This window comes from Agrobacterium tumefaciens str. B6 (genome assembly GCF_001541315.1).
Lineage (GTDB): Bacteria > Pseudomonadota > Alphaproteobacteria > Rhizobiales > Rhizobiaceae > Agrobacterium > Agrobacterium radiobacter.
In genome coordinates this window covers 89,204-105,799 of record NZ_LMVK01000009.1, presented here as the reverse complement: position 1 = coordinate 105,799, position 16,596 = coordinate 89,204, and the positions used below count along the sequence as shown (strand labels likewise).

The window sequence follows — 16,596 nt, the reverse complement described above, 5'->3', positions numbered from 1 at the left end:
CATGCAGCCGTTCGTCTATACGGCCGCTCCCGCCCGTATCGTTTTCGGCGCGGGTAGCTCGGCGGGCTTGGTGGAGGAAATCCGCCGCCTTGGCCTGTCGCGGGCGCTGGTGCTTTCCACGCCGCAGCAGAAGGGTGACGCGGAGGCGCTTGCTGCCCGGCTCGGCCGGCTTGCTGCCGGTGTCTTCTCCGATGCGGCCATGCATACGCCGGTCGAGGTGACAAAAAACGCGGTCGAAGCCTATCGCACCGCCGGTGCGGATTGCGTCGTGGCGCTCGGCGGCGGTTCCACCACCGGCCTCGGCAAGGCCATTGCGCTGCGCACCGATACGGCGCAGATCGTCATTCCGACCACCTATGCCGGTTCCGAGGTGACGCCCATTCTCGGCCAGACGGAAAACGGGGTGAAGACCACCATGCGCGGGCCGGAAATCCTGCCGGAGGTGGTGATTTACGATGCGGAACTGACGCTTGGGCTGCCTGTCGCCATCAGCATGACGAGCGGCCTCAACGCCATGGCCCATGCGGCGGAGGCGCTCTACGCGCGGGATCGCAATCCCATCGCCAGCCTGATGGCGGTCGAGGGGCTGCGGGCGATGATCGAGGCCCTTCCCGGCGTGAAGGCCGAGCCGCGGGATATCAAGGCGCGCGAAACCACGCTTTATGGTGCGTGGCTGTGCGGTTCGGTGCTTGGCGCCGTCGGCATGTCGCTGCATCACAAGCTTTGTCACACGCTGGGCGGCAGTCTCGACCTGCCGCATGCGGAAACCCATGCGGTGCTTCTGCCACACACCATCGCCTATGTGGAACAGGCGGTGCCGGATCTGCTCGCACCGCTCGCCGCTCTTGTCGGCGGCAGGGCAGGGGCCGGGCTTTATGATTTTGCCGCCCGGCTTGGCGCGCCGGCAAGCCTTGCGGCTCTTGGGGTCCGGTCGGACGATCTCGACCCCATGGCAGAGCTGGCGACGGCCAATCCTTACTGGTGCCCGCGGCCAATCGAAAAAACTGCGATCCGCGACCTTTTGCAACGCGCCTTCGAGGGCGCGCGGCCGGAGTAATGGGAGGAGACGATGGATATGAAGATGACCAGAGATGACGGCTACTTCGTCGAGGAGCGTTCGGCTGAAACCGTGATCGCGCGGATGCGCGATTGTGACGATCCGCGTCTGATGGAAATCATGGCGGTCGTGACGCGCAAGCTGCACGAGGCGGTGAAGGAAATCGAACCGACCGAGGAGGAGTGGATGAAGGCCATTCATTTCCTCACCGAGGTCGGCCAGATCTGCAATGAATGGCGGCAGGAATGGATCCTGTTTTCCGATATTCTCGGCGTCTCCATGCTGGTCGACGCCATCAACCATCGCAAGCCGAGCGGTGCGTCGGAATCGACCGTTCTCGGCCCCTTCCATGTGGCCGATGCGCCGGAAATGCCGATGGGTGCAAACATCTGCCTCGATGGCAAGGGCGAGGACATGGTGGTCACGGGCCGCATCCTCGATACCGGGGGAGCGCCGGTCGTCGGTGCGCGTATCGATGTCTGGCAGGCCAATGACGAAGGTTTTTATGACGTGCAGCAGAAGGGCATCCAGCCCGATTTCACCCTGCGCGGCGTTTTCATCACCGGCGAGGACGGGCGCTACTGGTTCCGGGCGGCGAAGCCGAAATATTATCCTATCCCGGATGATGGCCCGGTCGGGCTGCTGCTGCGGGCCATGGGACGGCATCCTTACCGGCCGGCGCATCTGCATTATATCGTTTCGGCCGAAGGCTTTACCACGCTCGTCACGCATATTTTCGATCCCGATGACCCCTATATCCGTTCGGATGCGGTCTTCGGCGTGAAGGAAAGTCTGCTCGCCGATTTCCAGCGGGTGGAGGATGTTAAGAAGGCGCGGGATCTGGGTTTCGTCAGCGACTGGTTCTGGTCGGTGAACCATGATTTCGTGCTCGCCCGATGAGCGGCGGGAGTAATCGACCCGGGCTTTACGTGCGTTTTGCCGAGAGCGATCCCGCTGCGGCGGTTGAGCGCGCGGCGCAGTTGAGCGCTCACAAGGCTCATCTGCGCAATGGCGAAGCCATGGCCGAAGGGTTTAGAATTCTTGCTTCCGGCCCGATGAATGCCGTCGCCGGCGGTCCTTCCGCTGCACTCATCATTGCCGAGGCGCTCTCGATCGAAGACGTCATCGCATTCAGCGATGCCGATCCCTTCGTCATTCACGGTGTCTATAACCGCATTCATATTTTGAGCTGGACGCCGACACTGTCGATAATTTCCGGGCTGGAACCCGACTGAATTTCGTCGGCGCGATGTGCTTGGCGTTTGTTAATATTTCATTTGCAATTTTTGCAAATGCAACATTTAATCGAAGGCGGGTGATGCCGGCGATATGTGGCTTGACAGGAGCGGGACACATATCAGGGTGGAGCACGCCGGGCACTCACGGAGGATATCGCAGGGACGGGAAGACGCTTATCCATTCCGGATGGCGCGTTCATGCGTGAAAGGGAGGAACATGTACACGAATTATCTGAGCGCCGCGTCAGTGCGGACGAAGAACCCGGCCGGCGTTATCGCGACATGCGGCCTGATGATCATGTTTGACGGTTACGATCTCGTCGTTTATGGCGCGGTCGCACCGGCGCTCTTGAAAGAAAGCGCATGGGCGCTCAACCCCGCCATGGTCGGGCGCGCAGCGGCGCTGACGCTGGTGGGCATGCTGCTAGGCGCGCTGTTTGCCGGCACCATGGCCGATCGCATCGGCCGCCGGAAGGTGGTTCTTCTCAGCCTCGCCGGTTTTTCGGCGATGATGATCGCCTCGGCCATGACGCCGAATTTTCTCGCCTTCGAAATCACGCGCTTCTTCGCCGGTCTCGGGCTGGGCGCGCTGTTGCCGACGGTTACCGCGCTGGTGCTGGAATTTTCGCCGCCGCAGCGCAGGGCGCAGGCCAATTCCCTGTCCTTCCTCGGTTATCTTATCGGCGGCATTATCTCCGGCGTCATGGGCATCCTCCTTCTGGAGACCTATGGCTGGCGGCCTTTGATGCTGATAGGCGGTCTGCCGCTTGTTCTTCTGCCGATCTTCATGCGGTTTCTGCCGGAATCGCCGGAATGGCTGGCAAGCAAGGGCCGGCAGGCGGAGGCTGACGGCATTTGCGACAGCTACGGTTTGCAACGCATCGCGCCGCATGCGAAAATTCAAAAGGGCGGTGTCGGCGCGCTGTTCTCGGAAGGCCGGCTGCTCTCGACGCTGAATGCCTGGGGCATCCACTTCTGCTCGCTGCTTCTCACCTTCGGCATGGTCAACTGGCTGCCCACCATCATGAACAGGATGGGTTATGACATCAGTTCGGCGCTCAGCTTTTCCGTCATGCTCAATGTCGGGGCCGCGATCGGCATCCTCATCGGCGGGCGATTTGCTGACAAAGGCAACGTCAAGGTGGTCGTGGCGATCCTGTTTGCCATCGGCGCCGCCTCGATCTTTGCCCTGACGGTGAACAAGGGTCCGCTTCTTTATGCCTTCGTCGCCCTTGCGGGAGCGGGCACCATCGGAACGCAGATTCTCGCCAATGTTCTGGTCGGGCGGCTTTATCCCGTCCATATTCGCGGTACGGGTCTCGGCTTTTCGCTGGCGGTCGGTCGGCTCGGCGGCATTGCCGGCCCGATGATCGGCGGCCTCGTGCTGCAGCGTGGTCTGGCGCCCGAATGGAATTTCTACATTTTCGGGTCGGTCGCACTCGTGGGGCTGATGCTGACGGTATTGACCCTGCTTTACCGCACCTCCGGTGACGCGCGGGTTTGATGAATGAAACGGCTGGCCGCGGAGGACTGAAATCCGCGGCCGGAGCATTTCCGGCAAAGCTGCGGAGCGGTTTTACGCCCGGAGAATGCTAGAAAACTCTAACTCATCATGCCTTACGGGAAACCGGTGCGATCGTCGCCATCTGCTGCAACGTCCGTTCGTTTGTGCGTTTGGCCCGTGCCAGCGCATCGTCGCGATCTTCCGGCAGCGTATAGGTCATATAGGAAAGCGACGTTTCGAGGTCGTTATTGTTGTGTCCGAGAATGGCGGCGAAATAGCTGTTCTTGGTCACATGCGGCGGCGCGAAATTGTGAAAGGCCACCTCGGCATAGAGATGCCGGAGGCCATACGGCTTGGGAAGCTCCTCCTTCGGCCAGAGATCCTCGAAAAGGTTAAAGACCGTATCCCTGAGCAGCAGGCGGGTTTCCGAAGAAAAATCATCGATCGACATGCCATGCCACAATTTTCCCTGCCCGCTTTCGCGCAGGCGCTTATAGGCAGCCAGAATGGTTTCCGAGCGGGCAAGCACCGGGATTTCATAGGTCACCCCGAATTTCGTTCCCTCACCCTGCTTCGTCTTGGCCTGGCCGTTGAACAGGAGGCTCCATTTGGAAACGCCCTTGCCATAGGGGGCAGGTGAAAATTCCGCCTGGGTAAAGACCTCATAGGGGCGGCGTCCGGTCATGCCGATCAGGCCGATGCCGATCATCAGGGGATCGGCGGACAGGAGTTTATCGGCGCAGATCTTCAGAACCTGCCGGTAATTCTCGAAGGTGATCAGTGCGCCGTGCTTTCTGGCGATCTTCTCCATCTTCACCCGGCGTGCATCGTCATACATCGCGGCATCGCCGGTGGCGATCTTCAACATCGGGTGATCGTCGCCGAAGGCCTCGCGGATGGCGTTACGATATTTGGTGATATAGGAGATGATCGTGGTCTGGGCTCTGCCCTTCATGGTGCTGATTTCAGCATTCCACAGGGTCTGCATCTCGTCTTTCGTTCCCATGCCATTCATCGCCGAAATGAAATCCGCGATGCGCAGAAGAACGGTCGGCTTGCGGCCGGCGGTATTGAATTCCGCCCGCTCGATTTTTTCGACAATCGATGTCGCGACGCCGTTTTTCGGATAGTCGGCCCGTTCGATATAGGTTTTCAGCCGCTCGCGCAGCTTCTTCATGTTGCAGATGGCAAGCGGAGTGCTCTTTGGGCCGAATTCAGCCTTCAGGGCATAGCGGTATTTCATGATGTAGAGTTCGAGCGTCTTTTCGGTGCGGCCATTGTCGAAATGATAGCGGACCTCGGCATCCCACAGATCACGGATTTTTCTGTTTCGCAGCGTCTCATCGCTTTTCATCGCCTCCCTGACCTCACCAACGAATTGATCGATGCGTTCGACGAGGACCGGTGTTTTTGTTTTTCGTTTTAAGGCGGGCATGCGGCGGCTCCCTGAACCGGTCGGGAAATATAAAATCCATCTTTGGCGATCAACAACAGCATGGTTGCGGGAATATGATGAACATTCGCCGCAGGCCGATTTCTTTTGAATAATAGTTTGACCGATTCCGCAAGCATGGCGGTGATTTAGGAAAATATGGGAAACGGTTTCCGAGCGGCGTCGCTCGCCCAGGAAGCTGGAAAATGCTGCCGGCTTCCATGGTTCATACCGGTAAAATCCAGCGGAATTATCCGCGCGGCTTCGGAATGTCTGCCAAGCCTGCCGCGATTGGCCGGCTTACTTCGGCAGTCGGGTCTTCAGCGCTGCCACGATCTTGTTGGCAAGCGCCTCGTAATCCTCGTCGAAATGATGGCCGCCTTCGATGCCGAGCGTTTCCACGCCCTTCGCCTTCAGGCCGGGGCAGGGGTCTTCATCCTCTTCCTCCGTACCATAGATGCACTGCACCAGTTTCGGATCGATCTTGGCGATATCATCCACGGTCTTGCCGCCCTTGCCCTCTCCGGCAACGCCGAGCCAGCCCTGAACGGAAATTTCGAAATCCACTTCCGTGGACAGGCCCATGAGAGTGAGCTGCACGACATGTGATTTCGCCCGTTCCGGCAGGAGGTTATAGGTGGCGGGAATGATGTCGGCACCGAAGGAATAGCCGATCAGCACGACGTTGCGAACCTTCCATTCCTTGCGATAGGTGTCGATGATGCGTGCAAGGTCGCCCGCCACTTCCTGTGGCTGTTTTTCTTTCCAGAAATAACGCAGCGCATCGACGCCGATCACGGGAATACCCTGCTTCTGCAATGCGCCGCCCACCTCTTCATCGAGATCGCGCCAGCCGCCGTCGCCGGAATAGATCACCGCCATGGTGTCCATGACCGGGCTGGTTTCCAGAACCTTGATCGGCAGACCGAGCGGGCTGTCGGTGTCGCCTGCGGCGTCGATGTGGTCGGACAGGGTCTGGGTCAGAACCTCGTCCGCCTTGTCATCCACATCCGTCACGTCGATATCGGGATGCAGCTTGACGAGTGCGTTGACGTGATCGCGGCCCTTCTGGTCCGCAGCCGGCGTGAACAGCACGCTCACGGGGGCGGGCAGCGGGCCATCGGTCAGGCCATAGACCGTTTCACCATCCGCCTTGTCCTTGGTGGCGGGGGTGCAGAGGATATTCTCCAGCGGCAGGCCTGCCTTGGGGTCGACGGCGATGGCTTCCCGCACGGTGGAGACCGGGCTCTGCGCAATCATCGCCAGTGCCAGCGTTCCGCCCTTGCCGATGCCGGAGAGGATGGGCTGGCGATAGCTGCTGGTGCCGGCGGTGCGCTGGATCTGCTGCGACAGCGACTCGATGTCCGAGATCATATAGATGCATTCGTCTTCATCGGCCTCGAGCGCCTTCAGATATTCCCTGAAGTCAATGCCGACCACGGCGGCGCCCTTTTCCACCAGCGTCTTGGCGCGGGTCTCGTCGGCGCTCGTCCATCCATCCGCGTCGGAAATCAGGAAGACGCTGGCGAGAATTTCGCCATCCGGCACCATGATGTGCTCGGCGGGGATCATGCCAGTCTCGTAAGCGGGCTTGTCCTCAGCAAAAACTGCGGTGGAGGCAAACAGGGCGGAGGCGGCAAGGACCGCTTTCAACACGCTGGATTTTCTCATTTTCCGATTACTCCTCTGACGCCGCCGCTAATCAGAACCGTCGCGTCCATCAGCGCCAGAGCGGCGTCTGCGCCATTCTGCACGGCGAGGTAACGCGGTTCCCATTTCGGGTGGAACTTTGCCTTGAAGGCGCGAAGTCCCTTGAAGTTGTAGAAACGTTCGCCGTGTTCGAACAGCGTGCTGCCGATGCGGTCCCAGACGGGCGCCGCATCGCGCTTCGACATGCCGGACATCGGCGCCATGCCGAGATTGAAGCTCTCATAGCCGGCCTCGCGCAGATATTGCATGATGCTGACGAAGAGAAAATCCATCGAGCCGCGCGGCGCATCCGGCGAAAAACGCATGAGATCGACGGTGGCTTCCTTTTTCGTGGCGGTCACCATCAGATTGGCGAAAGCGGTGATCTTTCCATCCTTGCGCAGCACGGCGACGGGTTGCGACAGGATGTAATCCGGCTCGAAGGCGCCGAGCGAGAAGCGCTTTTCCCGGGTATTGTGGTGGGCGAGCCAGCCGTCGGACACCTGTTTCAGCTCATCCATAATATCCGCTACCTGCGCTTGCTCGATCACCTCGAAGGTCAGTCCGTCGCGCGCGCCGCGGCTCAGCGACTGGCGAAGATTGGCGAGCTTGCCGCCCTTCAGCTCGAATGCGGTGAGATCGACCAGCGCCAGTTCGCCCAGCTTGAAGGCGCGCAGGCCCGCATCGGCGCAATGGGAGAGGAGGAAAGGTGAAATCTGATAGAAGGCGGCGCGTGCACCGGCAGCGCGGGCGGCTTCCACAAATTGCCAGACCAGATCCGGGAAATCATCCTCATCGCCGACCGGATCGGCAAACGCGATCCAGGAGCGGCCCTGAATGCCGTACATGATGAAGGCGTTGCCGCTTTCGGAAAACATCACATGCTTGTCGCCCATGCGCACCAGATTGGCGTCGGCCGCATCCTGTGTCATGACGATGCCGGTTGCGCTCGTGACGTCGTCGGCCTTGATGGCGTCCGGCCGGAAGGCCACCGGCCGCATCAGGCTGAAAATGGCGATGGTGGAGGACGCAAGCACGAGGCCTAAAAGGGCGCGCAATCCGCGCGGCGCTTCCTCTGAGAATTCGAACTGCCACCATAATGTCTGGCTGTAATCCGTGTCGCGGTAAACGAAGAGCAGGATTGTCGCTGCGCCGGCAATAATGACGGCCATGGCGGCGAGCCAGCTTGGGCCCAGCGCCTGTTTCACCAGCGAGGCATGGCGGTTGAAGCTGCGCATATTGACGGAAAGTGCCGCAATGAAGACGCCGAGAATGGCGGCTTCGAACACGGCAATGGCCTTGAGGAGGGAGAGAACCAGCGCCAGCGAGGCGGCGACCAGCGCAATCCACCAGGCGCCATCCAGCCGCTGCCCGAGGCCGCGCGAGGCGACGACAAGCACGAGGCCGAGAATGCTGGTCAGAAAATGCGCCGCCTCAACGATCGGCAGCGGCACGAAATTGGACAGGAAATCCAGATTGCTGTCGGGTGTCGGCGTCACGCTCGAGAAGATCAGCATGGTGCCGAGGATCATCGCGAAGGTCGATAACAGCGGCGGCGCGAGCCGCACGGCAAGCTGGCTGATATCGGAGACAACAGGCTTTGCCGCGAACTGCTTCATCTCCGAGACGAGCATGACCAGAATGGCCACCACAAGCGGCAGGACGTGATAGATCACGCGGTAGAGAACGAGGCTTCCGAGCAGCTGGTCGACGCTGATGGCGTTGCCAAGCCCCGCGACCATCACGGTTTCGAAGACGCCAAGGCCGGCCGGCACATGGCTGAGGACGCCGAGGCCGACGGCGGTGGCGTAGATTGCGAAGAATGTCGGCCAGCCGAGATGCGTGTCGGGCAGGAGGACATAAAGCACGGAGGCGGAGGCGGCGATATCGAAGGCGGAGACGAGGAACTGGCGCGACGATGTCCGGCTGTCGGGGAGGCGCAGCCGCCATTTGCCGAGCCGGATCGCGTGCCCGTTACGCCCGACATAGGCCGCCACCACGAGAACCGCGATGATGGCGAGCGCCGCACCTCTGAGGATGACGGCATCAACGCCGATAATGGCGGCGATGCGCGGTGCAACGATGAAGGTGGAGATCGCGCTGACCGAAAGCAGGCCAAGCCCGAAGGACAGCGTGACGAAGGCGATGACGCGGGCGATTTCGCCGGGCGACAGACCCAGCCGCGAATAGGCGCGAAAGCGGATGGCGCCACCGCTCAAAGGGCCAAAACCGGCGGTATTGCCGATGGCATAGGCCGCGAAGGCCGTTGCGGCCATGGGCGGAAAGGGCAGCTTGCGGCCGATATATTCGATCGCATTGGCGTCATAGAATATCAGCGCCAGAAAGCTGAGCGCGGTGAAAACGATGGCGAGCAGCACCGCCGAAGCCGAGGTCTGCGTCAGCGCATCGATGACGTCGTCATAACGGACTTCGGAGGTCAGGTGATAGATGGCGAAGGTCATCATCACGAAGACCAGCGTGATGGCAATCGCGGTCAGATAAGGACGGTTTCTGGCAAAAAAGCTTTCAACCGCGGATTCAGTAACATCGGTTTGTGTAATTTCGCTCTTGTCTGCCATTTACTTTGCCCAGCGCCCGTTCCTGTTGGCGAACCATAGGATTGTGTCGCTAATTCGTTTCTGTTGCGGAAATGTGATTAGCAGAAAAGCATGAAGTGTCGATGTGAAGTTTGTGCCCGATCATGCGCGAATTTCAACAAGTCTGGAGCGAGAAATACAACTATAGAATGCATGGTTTACGGGATTGTTCCGAAAGGCGGCAAATTGACCGTTGTGGTTGCTTGGTGGTGCCGTTTGATGCGATTACACGCTCCTTTCGATTGAAGGAGATGCCAATGAACATGCCCACAAGAATAGTTGTTTCACTCGTCGTCGCCCTCGTGGCCGGTGGCGGATACATGGCGGTGGACAAGATGCGCGGTGCCGAATGGGTCGTTTCGCCGCAACAGATTGCGGAGGCCAAGGCGAAAGGGCAGATGGGTTATGAATCCCGTCCGGGCACCGTGACCGTTTTGCCGATCCGCAGCGAGACGGCGGATGTGCTGCCGATGAAATGGGCGATGATCGGTGTTGTCGCCGGGCTTCTGGCTTTCCGGGCGAGCGGCAAGAAAAAAGCGGCAAAGGCTTAAGGGCCTGCCGCTTCCTGTCTCCGGCGCTCAGCGCCGGAGACGAATTGCAATTTACGCCTCACGCGCCCCAGGTTTTTTCGAGCACGCGGATCCAGTTGCCGTGGCAGATCTTGGCAAGCGCCTCGTCGTCGTAACCACCGTTTCGCAAGGCCTGGACCAGCAATTGCAGGTCGGCTGCATCCTTCATGGCGGCGGGAATGGTGGTGCCGTCGAAATCCGAGCCGAGTGCGACATGATCGATGCCGATACGGTTGACGATGTAGTCTACATGGCGCACCAGCTCGTTCAGATCGGTATTCGGGTTCTTCACGCCGTCCTGGCGCAGGAACAGAACGCCGAAATTGATGCCGGCGAGACCGCCCGTGTCACGGATGGCGTCCAGCTGACGATCCGTCAGGTTACGGCTGTGATTGCAGAGTGCATAGGCGTTGGAATGGGATGCCACCAGCGGCGCATCCGATATCTTGGCGATATCCCAGAAACCCTGCTCGTTCATGTGCGACAGGTCGATCATGATTTTCAGTTCGTTGCAGGTCTTTATCAGCCGCTTGCCGGCTTCCGTCAGGCCGGGGCCGATATCCGGCGTCGAGGGGAAACGGAAGGGCACGCCGTAAGCGAAGATGTTCGGGCGGCTCCAGACCGGTCCAAGCGTGCGAAGGCCCGCTTCGTAGAGAACGTAAAGCGCATCCAGATCAGCGCCGATCGCTTCCGCGCCCTCGATATGGAAGACGGAGGCGAAAGCGCCTTTCGCCATGGCATCGCGGATATCGGCGGCCGTGCGGCAGACCTTGAGCGCGCCTGCTGATTGTTTCTCGGCCCGGAACAAAAGGCCGGCCATGGCGAGCGTCGCCTTCAGCGCGTCCGCCTCGGTGGGTGTCGGATAGTCGCCGTTAGCGTCCTTGTCCATGCTGGGTGAAGGCACATAGGCGGCGCAGAGGCCGCCAGCGAGGCCGCCTTTCTTCGCGCGCGGAAGATCGATGTGGCCGACGGTATCCCCTTCGATGAGGAGCGTTTCGGGAGAGGCATTGCCCGATCGCCATAACCGCAGAAGCACGTCGTTGTGGCCGTCGAAGACGGGTACGGGTTTTTGATCGGTCATGGTCATTCACCTTCGGATAGGGGGAGGGCGCGGGCGCGCACCTATTCAGACTTTTGAGAATTGGTAGAGGAAAGGTCAAGGTCGGAGCAAATGCAATCCGTGCATAGGCTCTGCCAAATTTGGAATTGGTCGCGCCTCGTTTGCTCGTGGTAATCGCGGGAAAACATAAAAAAAATGACTGGATTGGGGCGAACCCATACCGTTTCCGAAAAATAAGGTCCGAAAGGGGATTTTCGATGATTTCAAGACGCAACCTGCTGATTGCCGGCGCTGCCGTACCGTTCCTGTCCTATGCGCGCATTCCGGCCTTTGCCGCAACGCCCAAGGATATTCTGGTGGTCGCCCAGCAGCTGGACAATATGACGAGCCTTGATCCGCATGAAGGTTTCGAAGCCGTGGGCGGTGAAATCATCTCCAACATGTACCAGAAGCTGGTGCGTGCAAACCGCGAAGACTCCACCAAGGTCGATCCGGTCATCGCGAAATCCTGGGAAGCCGATGCGGACAGCAAGGTCTTCACCTTCGTGATCGGTGACGAGGCAACCTTCTCGAGCGGTGCGAAAGTCACGGCGGAAGACGTTGCCTTCTCGCTGCAGCGCGCCATCAAGATGAACAAGAGCCCGGCCTTCATCATCAGCCAGTTCGGTTTCACGCCTGAAAATGCCGAGACGACCATCGTTGCCGCCGACGACAAGACGGTGAAGCTGACGACGGCAAAGCCGACCGCCATCTCCTTCCTGCTCTATTGCCTCTCCGCCAACATCGGCGCGATCGTCGAAAAGAAGGCGGTTCTTGCCAATGCTTCGGGCGAAGACCTCGGCAATGGCTGGCTGCAGAAGAACAGCGCCGGTTCCGGCGATTTCATGCTGCAGGCCTGGAAGCCGAGCGAAAGCGTAGCACTCACCGTCAACCCGAACGGTCCTTACAAGGGCAATATCAAGCGTATCGTGCTGCGCCACGTCACCGATCCGTCTTCCCAGCTTCTCATGCTGCAGAAGGGCGATATCGACATTGCCCGCGACCTCACCTCGGAACAGCTGCGCAGCGCCCAGAACGACGCGAACATCGAGCTGGAGCGCAAGAGCATTGCCTCGCTGGTGCTGATCTCGCTCAATCAGGGCAATGAGAACCTTGCCAAGCCGCAGGTCTGGCAGGCGATCAAATGGGCGCTGGACTACAAGGGCATGCAGGAAAACATCGTGCCGCTGTCCCACAAGGTCCACCAGAGCTTCGAGCCGGAAGGTTTCCCCGGCGCCGTCAACGACACGCCGTACCAGCGCGATGTCGAAAAGGCCAAGGCGCTGATGGCGGAAGCCGGTCTTGCCGACGGTTTCGAAATCACCATGGATCACTATTCCGCCCAGCCTTACCCGGATCTGGCGCAGGCCATCCAGGCAAATCTTGCCGATATCGGCATCAAGGTGCGTCTGCAGTCTGCTGAGAACCGTCAGGTCCTGACCAAGATGCGCGCTCGCGAACACCAGATGGCGCTTTCCGCATGGGGCACGGATTATTTCGATCCGCATTCCAACGCCGATGTCTTCAACATCAACAAGGACAATGGCGACGACGCCAAGTCGAAGCCCTTCCTGTGGCGTTCGCGTTTCAAGAACGACGATTTCGCCGCCAAGGCGGAAGCCGCCCGTGACGAGAAGGACCCGGCAAAGCGCGTGGAGCTTTATGAAGCGCTGCAGCGCGAGCACATGGAAAACAGCCCCTTCGTCTTCATGTTCCAGTGGAGCAAGACGGCCGCGTTCCGCAAGGGCGTTTCCGGCTTTGAACTCGGCGTTCTCTCCGAGGGCAATTCCTACCACGATGCTAAGAAAGCGTAACATTGAACAAGCGCGTCAAAAGCATATCGTCGACACTGAGCAGCGTCATTCTGACGCTGTTCGGGTTGATGGTCATCACCTTCCTGATCGGGCGCGTCATGCCTGTCGATCCCGTCATTGCGGCAGTCGGCGACAACGCGCCTGAAGACGTCATTGTGCGGGTTCGGGCCGAAATGGGCCTGGACCAGCCACTGGTCGTTCAGTTTTTCCACTATGTGTCGCAGGTGCTGCACGGTGATTTCGGCAATTCCATCCTGACCCGCAACCCGGTCTGGATCGATATCAAGCGCGTTTTCCCCGCCACCTTCGAGCTTGCTACGGCAGCACTCATTCTCGCTGCGCTGATCGGCATTCCGCTCGGCGTATGGGCCGCCGTGAAGCAGGGTAAGTTGACGGACCAGATCATCCGCGTCGTCTGCCTTGCCGGCCATTCCGTGCCCGTCTTCATGCTGGCGCTGATTTCGCTGCTGGTATTTTACGCCACGCTTGGCGTCGCACCCGGACCGGGCAGGCAGGACATTATCTATGACGGCATGATCTCGCCGGTCACGGGGCTAATGACGGTCGATACGCTGCTTGCGGGCGACTGGGACGCGTTTTACGACGCCATCGCCCATATGGTGCAGCCGGTCTGCATTCTTGCCTATTTCAGCATGGCCTATATCACCCGCATGACACGCGCCTTCATGATCGATGCGCTGAAGGGCGAATATGTCATTACCGCCCGTGCCAAGGGGCTTTCGGCAATGACCGTTATCTGGGGGCACGCCTTCCCGACGGTTGCCGTACAGCTCGTCACGGTTCTCGCACTCACCTATGCCGGCCTTCTGGAAGGTGCCGTGGTGACGGAAACCGTCTTTAGCTGGCCGGGCCTTGGCCAATATCTCACCGTCTCGCTCATGAACGCGGACATGAACCCTGTCGTCGGAGCGACCCTGTTGATTGGCCTGATCTATGTCGGCCTCAACCTGCTCGCAGACGTACTTTACCGAGTAATGGATCCCCGCGTTCGATGATGTTAGCAACTTTCAGAAACTGGGCTCTGGATGAGACGCCGCATTCCCGCAGGCAGGCTGCCTGGGGAAACCGGTACCGCATCTGGCTGAACCTCAAGTCCAATCCGCTGGCGGTGGTCGGTCTCACGATCATCATCGTCTTCATTGCGCTGTCGCTGCTGGCGCCGTTCATCGCGCCTTACGATCCGGCCGCGCAGAACCTCGGCAACCGCCTTGCCTTCCCGAGTGCCGAGCACTGGTTCGGCACGGATGAGCTGGGTCGCGACATTCTTTCCCGCATTCTTTATGGTGGTCGCGTCACGCTTGGCATGGTCATTGCCGTCGTCGTTCTCGTTGCGCCGATCGGTCTCGCCATCGGCTGCATCGCCGGTTATTTCGGCGGTATCGTCGATACGGTGTTGATGCGGGTGACCGATGTGTTCCTGGCCTTCCCGCGCCTCATCCTGGCGCTTGCCTTCGTCGCGGCGCTGAAGCCTGGCGTCGAAAGCGCCATTCTCGCCATCGCGCCCACCGCCTGGCCGCCCTATGCGCGTCTCGCTCGCGCCGAAACCATGACGGTTCGCGGCAGCGATTTCGTTGCGGCCTACCGGCTGACAGGCGCTTCCGCCTGGCGCATCATCGCCCGTCACATCGCGCCGCTCTGCGTGCCGAGCCTCATCGTGCGCATCACGCTCGACATGAGCTCGATCATCATCACCGCCGCAAGCCTCGGTTTCCTCGGCATGGGCGCGCAGCCGCCTTCGCCGGAATGGGGTGCGATGATTGCGACGGCCAAGCGCTTCATCTTCGAACAATGGTGGGTCGCCACCATTCCGGGCATCGCCATTTTCCTCGTCTCGCTCGCCTTCAACTTCCTTGGCGATGGTCTGCGCGACGTGCTCGACCCGAAGGGACATTGAGCCATGCTGGTCGAAATCGAAAATCTGAAGATCGCGTTCCAGACCCGCACCAGCCGCTTCGAGGCGGTGCGCGGTGTTTCCATGAAGCTCGGAACAGAAAAGCTCGGCATCGTCGGTGAATCCGGTTCGGGCAAGAGCCTCACGGCGCGCGCGCTGATGAAGCTTCTGCCCTCCAATGCTGATATCAGGGCCGACAAGCTTTCCTTTGACGGTATCGACGTGCTTTCCGCCAGTGAAAAGCAGATGCGCCAGATCCGAGGAAAACGGGCAGGTTTCATCCTTCAGGATCCGAAATATTCGCTGAACCCGGTCAAGACCATGGGTGCACAGATCGCGGAAGCCTGGCGCGCCCACAAGGGCGGCAGCAAGCGTGCGGCCATGGAGGCGGCAATCGCTCTGCTCGATCAGGTGAAGATCCGCAATCCGCGCCAGGTCGCTTCGTCCTACGCTCACGAGGTTTCCGGCGGCATGGGCCAGCGTGTCATGATCGCCATGATGCTGGCGCCCGATCCCGAGCTTCTGATCGCCGACGAACCGACGAGTGCTCTCGATGCCACGGTGCAGGCGGAAATCCTGCGGCTGATCGAGGAGCTGGTATCGGAACGCGGCATGGGTCTCATCCTCATCAGCCACGACCTGCCGCTTGTCTCGCATTTCTGCGACCGCGTGGCTGTCATGTATTCCGGCCGGGTGATGGAGGAACTGAAGGCTTCCGAACTCCTGAAAGCCCAGCATCCTTACACGCAGGGTCTCTTGAACTGCATTCCCTCGCTGACGCATCCGCGCGAGCGTCTTCCCGTTCTCAACCGTGATGCAGCGTGGTCCAGCCTATGATCGACGTCGAAAATCTCCGTATCAAGTTCGGCGACCGTGAAGTGGTGAAGGGCGTGTCCTTTTCGGTCGAAAAGGGCGGCAGCTTCGGCATCGTTGGCGAAAGCGGCTCGGGCAAGTCCACCATCCTGCGCGCCATGGCGGGTCTCAACGAAAGCTGGGAAGGCCGCATCGCCTTTGCCGGCAAAGACGCACCGCTGAAGCGCACGCCGGAATTCTTCCGGCAGGTGCAGATGGTGTTTCAGGACCCCTATGGTTCGCTGCATCCGCGCCAGACCATCGACCGCATTCTCAGCGAATTGCCGCTGGTTCACGGCATGGACAATATCGAAAAACGCATCCAGCAGGCTCTATCGGATGTTGCCTTGCCGCAGGCGGTGCGCTTCCGGTTTCCACACCAGCTCTCGGGCGGCCAGCGCCAGCGTGTGGCGATTGCGCGTGCCCTGATCGCCGACCCTGAGGTTCTGCTGCTCGATGAGCCGACCTCGGCACTCGACGTTTCGGTGCAGGCGGAAATCCTGAACCTGTTGCAGGATTTGCGGGCGGCGCGCAACCTCACCTATATCCTCGTCAGCCACAATCTGGCTGTTATCGCGCATCTGTGCCCACAGGTGGGCGTGATGCTGAATGGCGACATGGTCGAGAAACTGAGCGCCGGTGATCTGCGCGAGGGCCGCATCAAACATCCGCATACGGAAGAGCTGCGCAGCCTGAGCATCCGGCTGGAAGAGCCGGCCTGAGATAGGTCTTTGGGGATGATGGAGAGGCAGCACAAGCTTTCCTCCGTCATCCTCGCCCCTGAGGCGAGGATCCATGCACCCGTGAGAGGTGGATCCTCGGGTCAAGCCCGA

14 protein-coding genes are annotated in these 16,596 nt (G+C 60.1%); 10 read left to right on the top strand and 4 right to left on the bottom strand.

The features are described from left to right. Position 1: 1 nt before the first annotated feature. From graC to ASB65_RS08890, 4 genes are all read left to right on the top strand, one after another. Positions 2-1,057: a maleylacetate reductase gene (gene graC, locus ASB65_RS08905; RefSeq protein WP_060723714.1), complete on the top strand. Its 1,056-nt coding sequence runs from the start codon at positions 2-4 to the stop codon at positions 1,055-1,057. 12 nt (positions 1,058-1,069) lie between these two features. Then, positions 1,070-1,957 (top strand): hydroxyquinol 1,2-dioxygenase, encoded by an 888-nt coding sequence (gene graB / locus ASB65_RS08900; RefSeq protein ID WP_060723713.1) that lies wholly within the window; start codon positions 1,070-1,072, stop codon positions 1,955-1,957. Continuing rightward, complete coding sequence (locus tag ASB65_RS08895) at positions 1,954-2,292, top strand: YciI family protein (RefSeq protein ID WP_035212644.1); 339 nt, start codon at positions 1,954-1,956, stop codon at positions 2,290-2,292. The genes graB and ASB65_RS08895 overlap by 4 nt, the downstream gene beginning before the upstream one ends. Positions 2,293-2,512: 220 nt before the next feature. Continuing rightward, on the top strand, positions 2,513-3,799 hold the full coding sequence (locus tag ASB65_RS08890) for an MFS transporter (RefSeq protein ID WP_060723712.1): 1,287 nt from the start codon (positions 2,513-2,515) through the stop codon (positions 3,797-3,799). Between the two features lie 106 nt (positions 3,800-3,905). On the opposite strand, the gene ASB65_RS08885 is transcribed toward ASB65_RS08890, so the two are convergent. The 3 genes from ASB65_RS08885 to mprF form a co-directional block, all read right to left on the bottom strand. Continuing rightward, positions 3,906-5,234 (bottom strand): telomere resolvase, encoded by a 1,329-nt coding sequence (locus tag ASB65_RS08885; RefSeq protein WP_060723711.1) that lies wholly within the window; start codon positions 5,232-5,234, stop codon positions 3,906-3,908. A 297-nt stretch (positions 5,235-5,531) separates the two neighbouring features. Continuing rightward, on the bottom strand, positions 5,532-6,902 hold the full coding sequence (locus ASB65_RS08880) for a virulence factor (protein ID WP_060723710.1): 1,371 nt from the start codon (positions 6,900-6,902) through the stop codon (positions 5,532-5,534). Next, entirely contained in the window at positions 6,899-9,499 is a 2,601-nt protein-coding gene (gene mprF / locus ASB65_RS08875; protein WP_060723709.1) for a bifunctional lysylphosphatidylglycerol flippase/synthetase MprF, read from the bottom strand. The genes ASB65_RS08880 and mprF overlap by 4 nt, the downstream gene beginning before the upstream one ends. A gap of 275 nt (positions 9,500-9,774) precedes the next feature. Here mprF and ASB65_RS08870 point away from each other — a divergent pair, with 275 nt between their 5' ends. Then, entirely contained in the window at positions 9,775-10,068 is a 294-nt protein-coding gene (locus ASB65_RS08870; RefSeq protein ID WP_003503976.1) for a hypothetical protein, read from the top strand. Positions 10,069-10,126: 58 nt separating this feature from the next. On the opposite strand, the gene ASB65_RS08865 is transcribed toward ASB65_RS08870, so the two are convergent. Beyond that, a complete protein-coding gene (locus tag ASB65_RS08865; protein WP_060723732.1) occupies positions 10,127-11,167 on the bottom strand; it encodes a dipeptidase in 1,041 nt (346 codons plus the stop codon). A 236-nt stretch (positions 11,168-11,403) separates the two neighbouring features. Here ASB65_RS08865 and ASB65_RS08860 point away from each other — a divergent pair, with 236 nt between their 5' ends. The 5 genes from ASB65_RS08860 to ASB65_RS08840 are packed head-to-tail and all read left to right on the top strand — an operon-like array spanning position 11,404 to position 16,485. Further along, positions 11,404-12,999 (top strand): ABC transporter substrate-binding protein, encoded by a 1,596-nt coding sequence (locus ASB65_RS08860; RefSeq protein WP_060723708.1) that lies wholly within the window; start codon positions 11,404-11,406, stop codon positions 12,997-12,999. A gap of 2 nt (positions 13,000-13,001) precedes the next feature. Then, on the top strand, positions 13,002-14,015 hold the full coding sequence (locus ASB65_RS08855) for an ABC transporter permease (RefSeq protein ID WP_003514118.1): 1,014 nt from the start codon (positions 13,002-13,004) through the stop codon (positions 14,013-14,015). Then, entirely contained in the window at positions 14,012-14,914 is a 903-nt protein-coding gene (gene nikC, locus ASB65_RS08850; RefSeq protein ID WP_060723707.1) for a nickel transporter permease, read from the top strand. The genes ASB65_RS08855 and nikC overlap by 4 nt, the downstream gene beginning before the upstream one ends. 3 nt (positions 14,915-14,917) lie before the next feature. Next, entirely contained in the window at positions 14,918-15,748 is an 831-nt protein-coding gene (locus tag ASB65_RS08845; protein WP_003503986.1) for an ABC transporter ATP-binding protein, read from the top strand. Continuing rightward, positions 15,745-16,485 carry an ABC transporter ATP-binding protein gene (locus tag ASB65_RS08840; protein WP_003503988.1) on the top strand — a complete coding sequence of 247 codons (741 nt, stop codon included), beginning with the start codon at positions 15,745-15,747 and terminating at the stop codon, positions 16,483-16,485. The genes ASB65_RS08845 and ASB65_RS08840 overlap by 4 nt, the downstream gene beginning before the upstream one ends. The last annotated feature ends 111 nt before the right edge of the window (positions 16,486-16,596 follow it).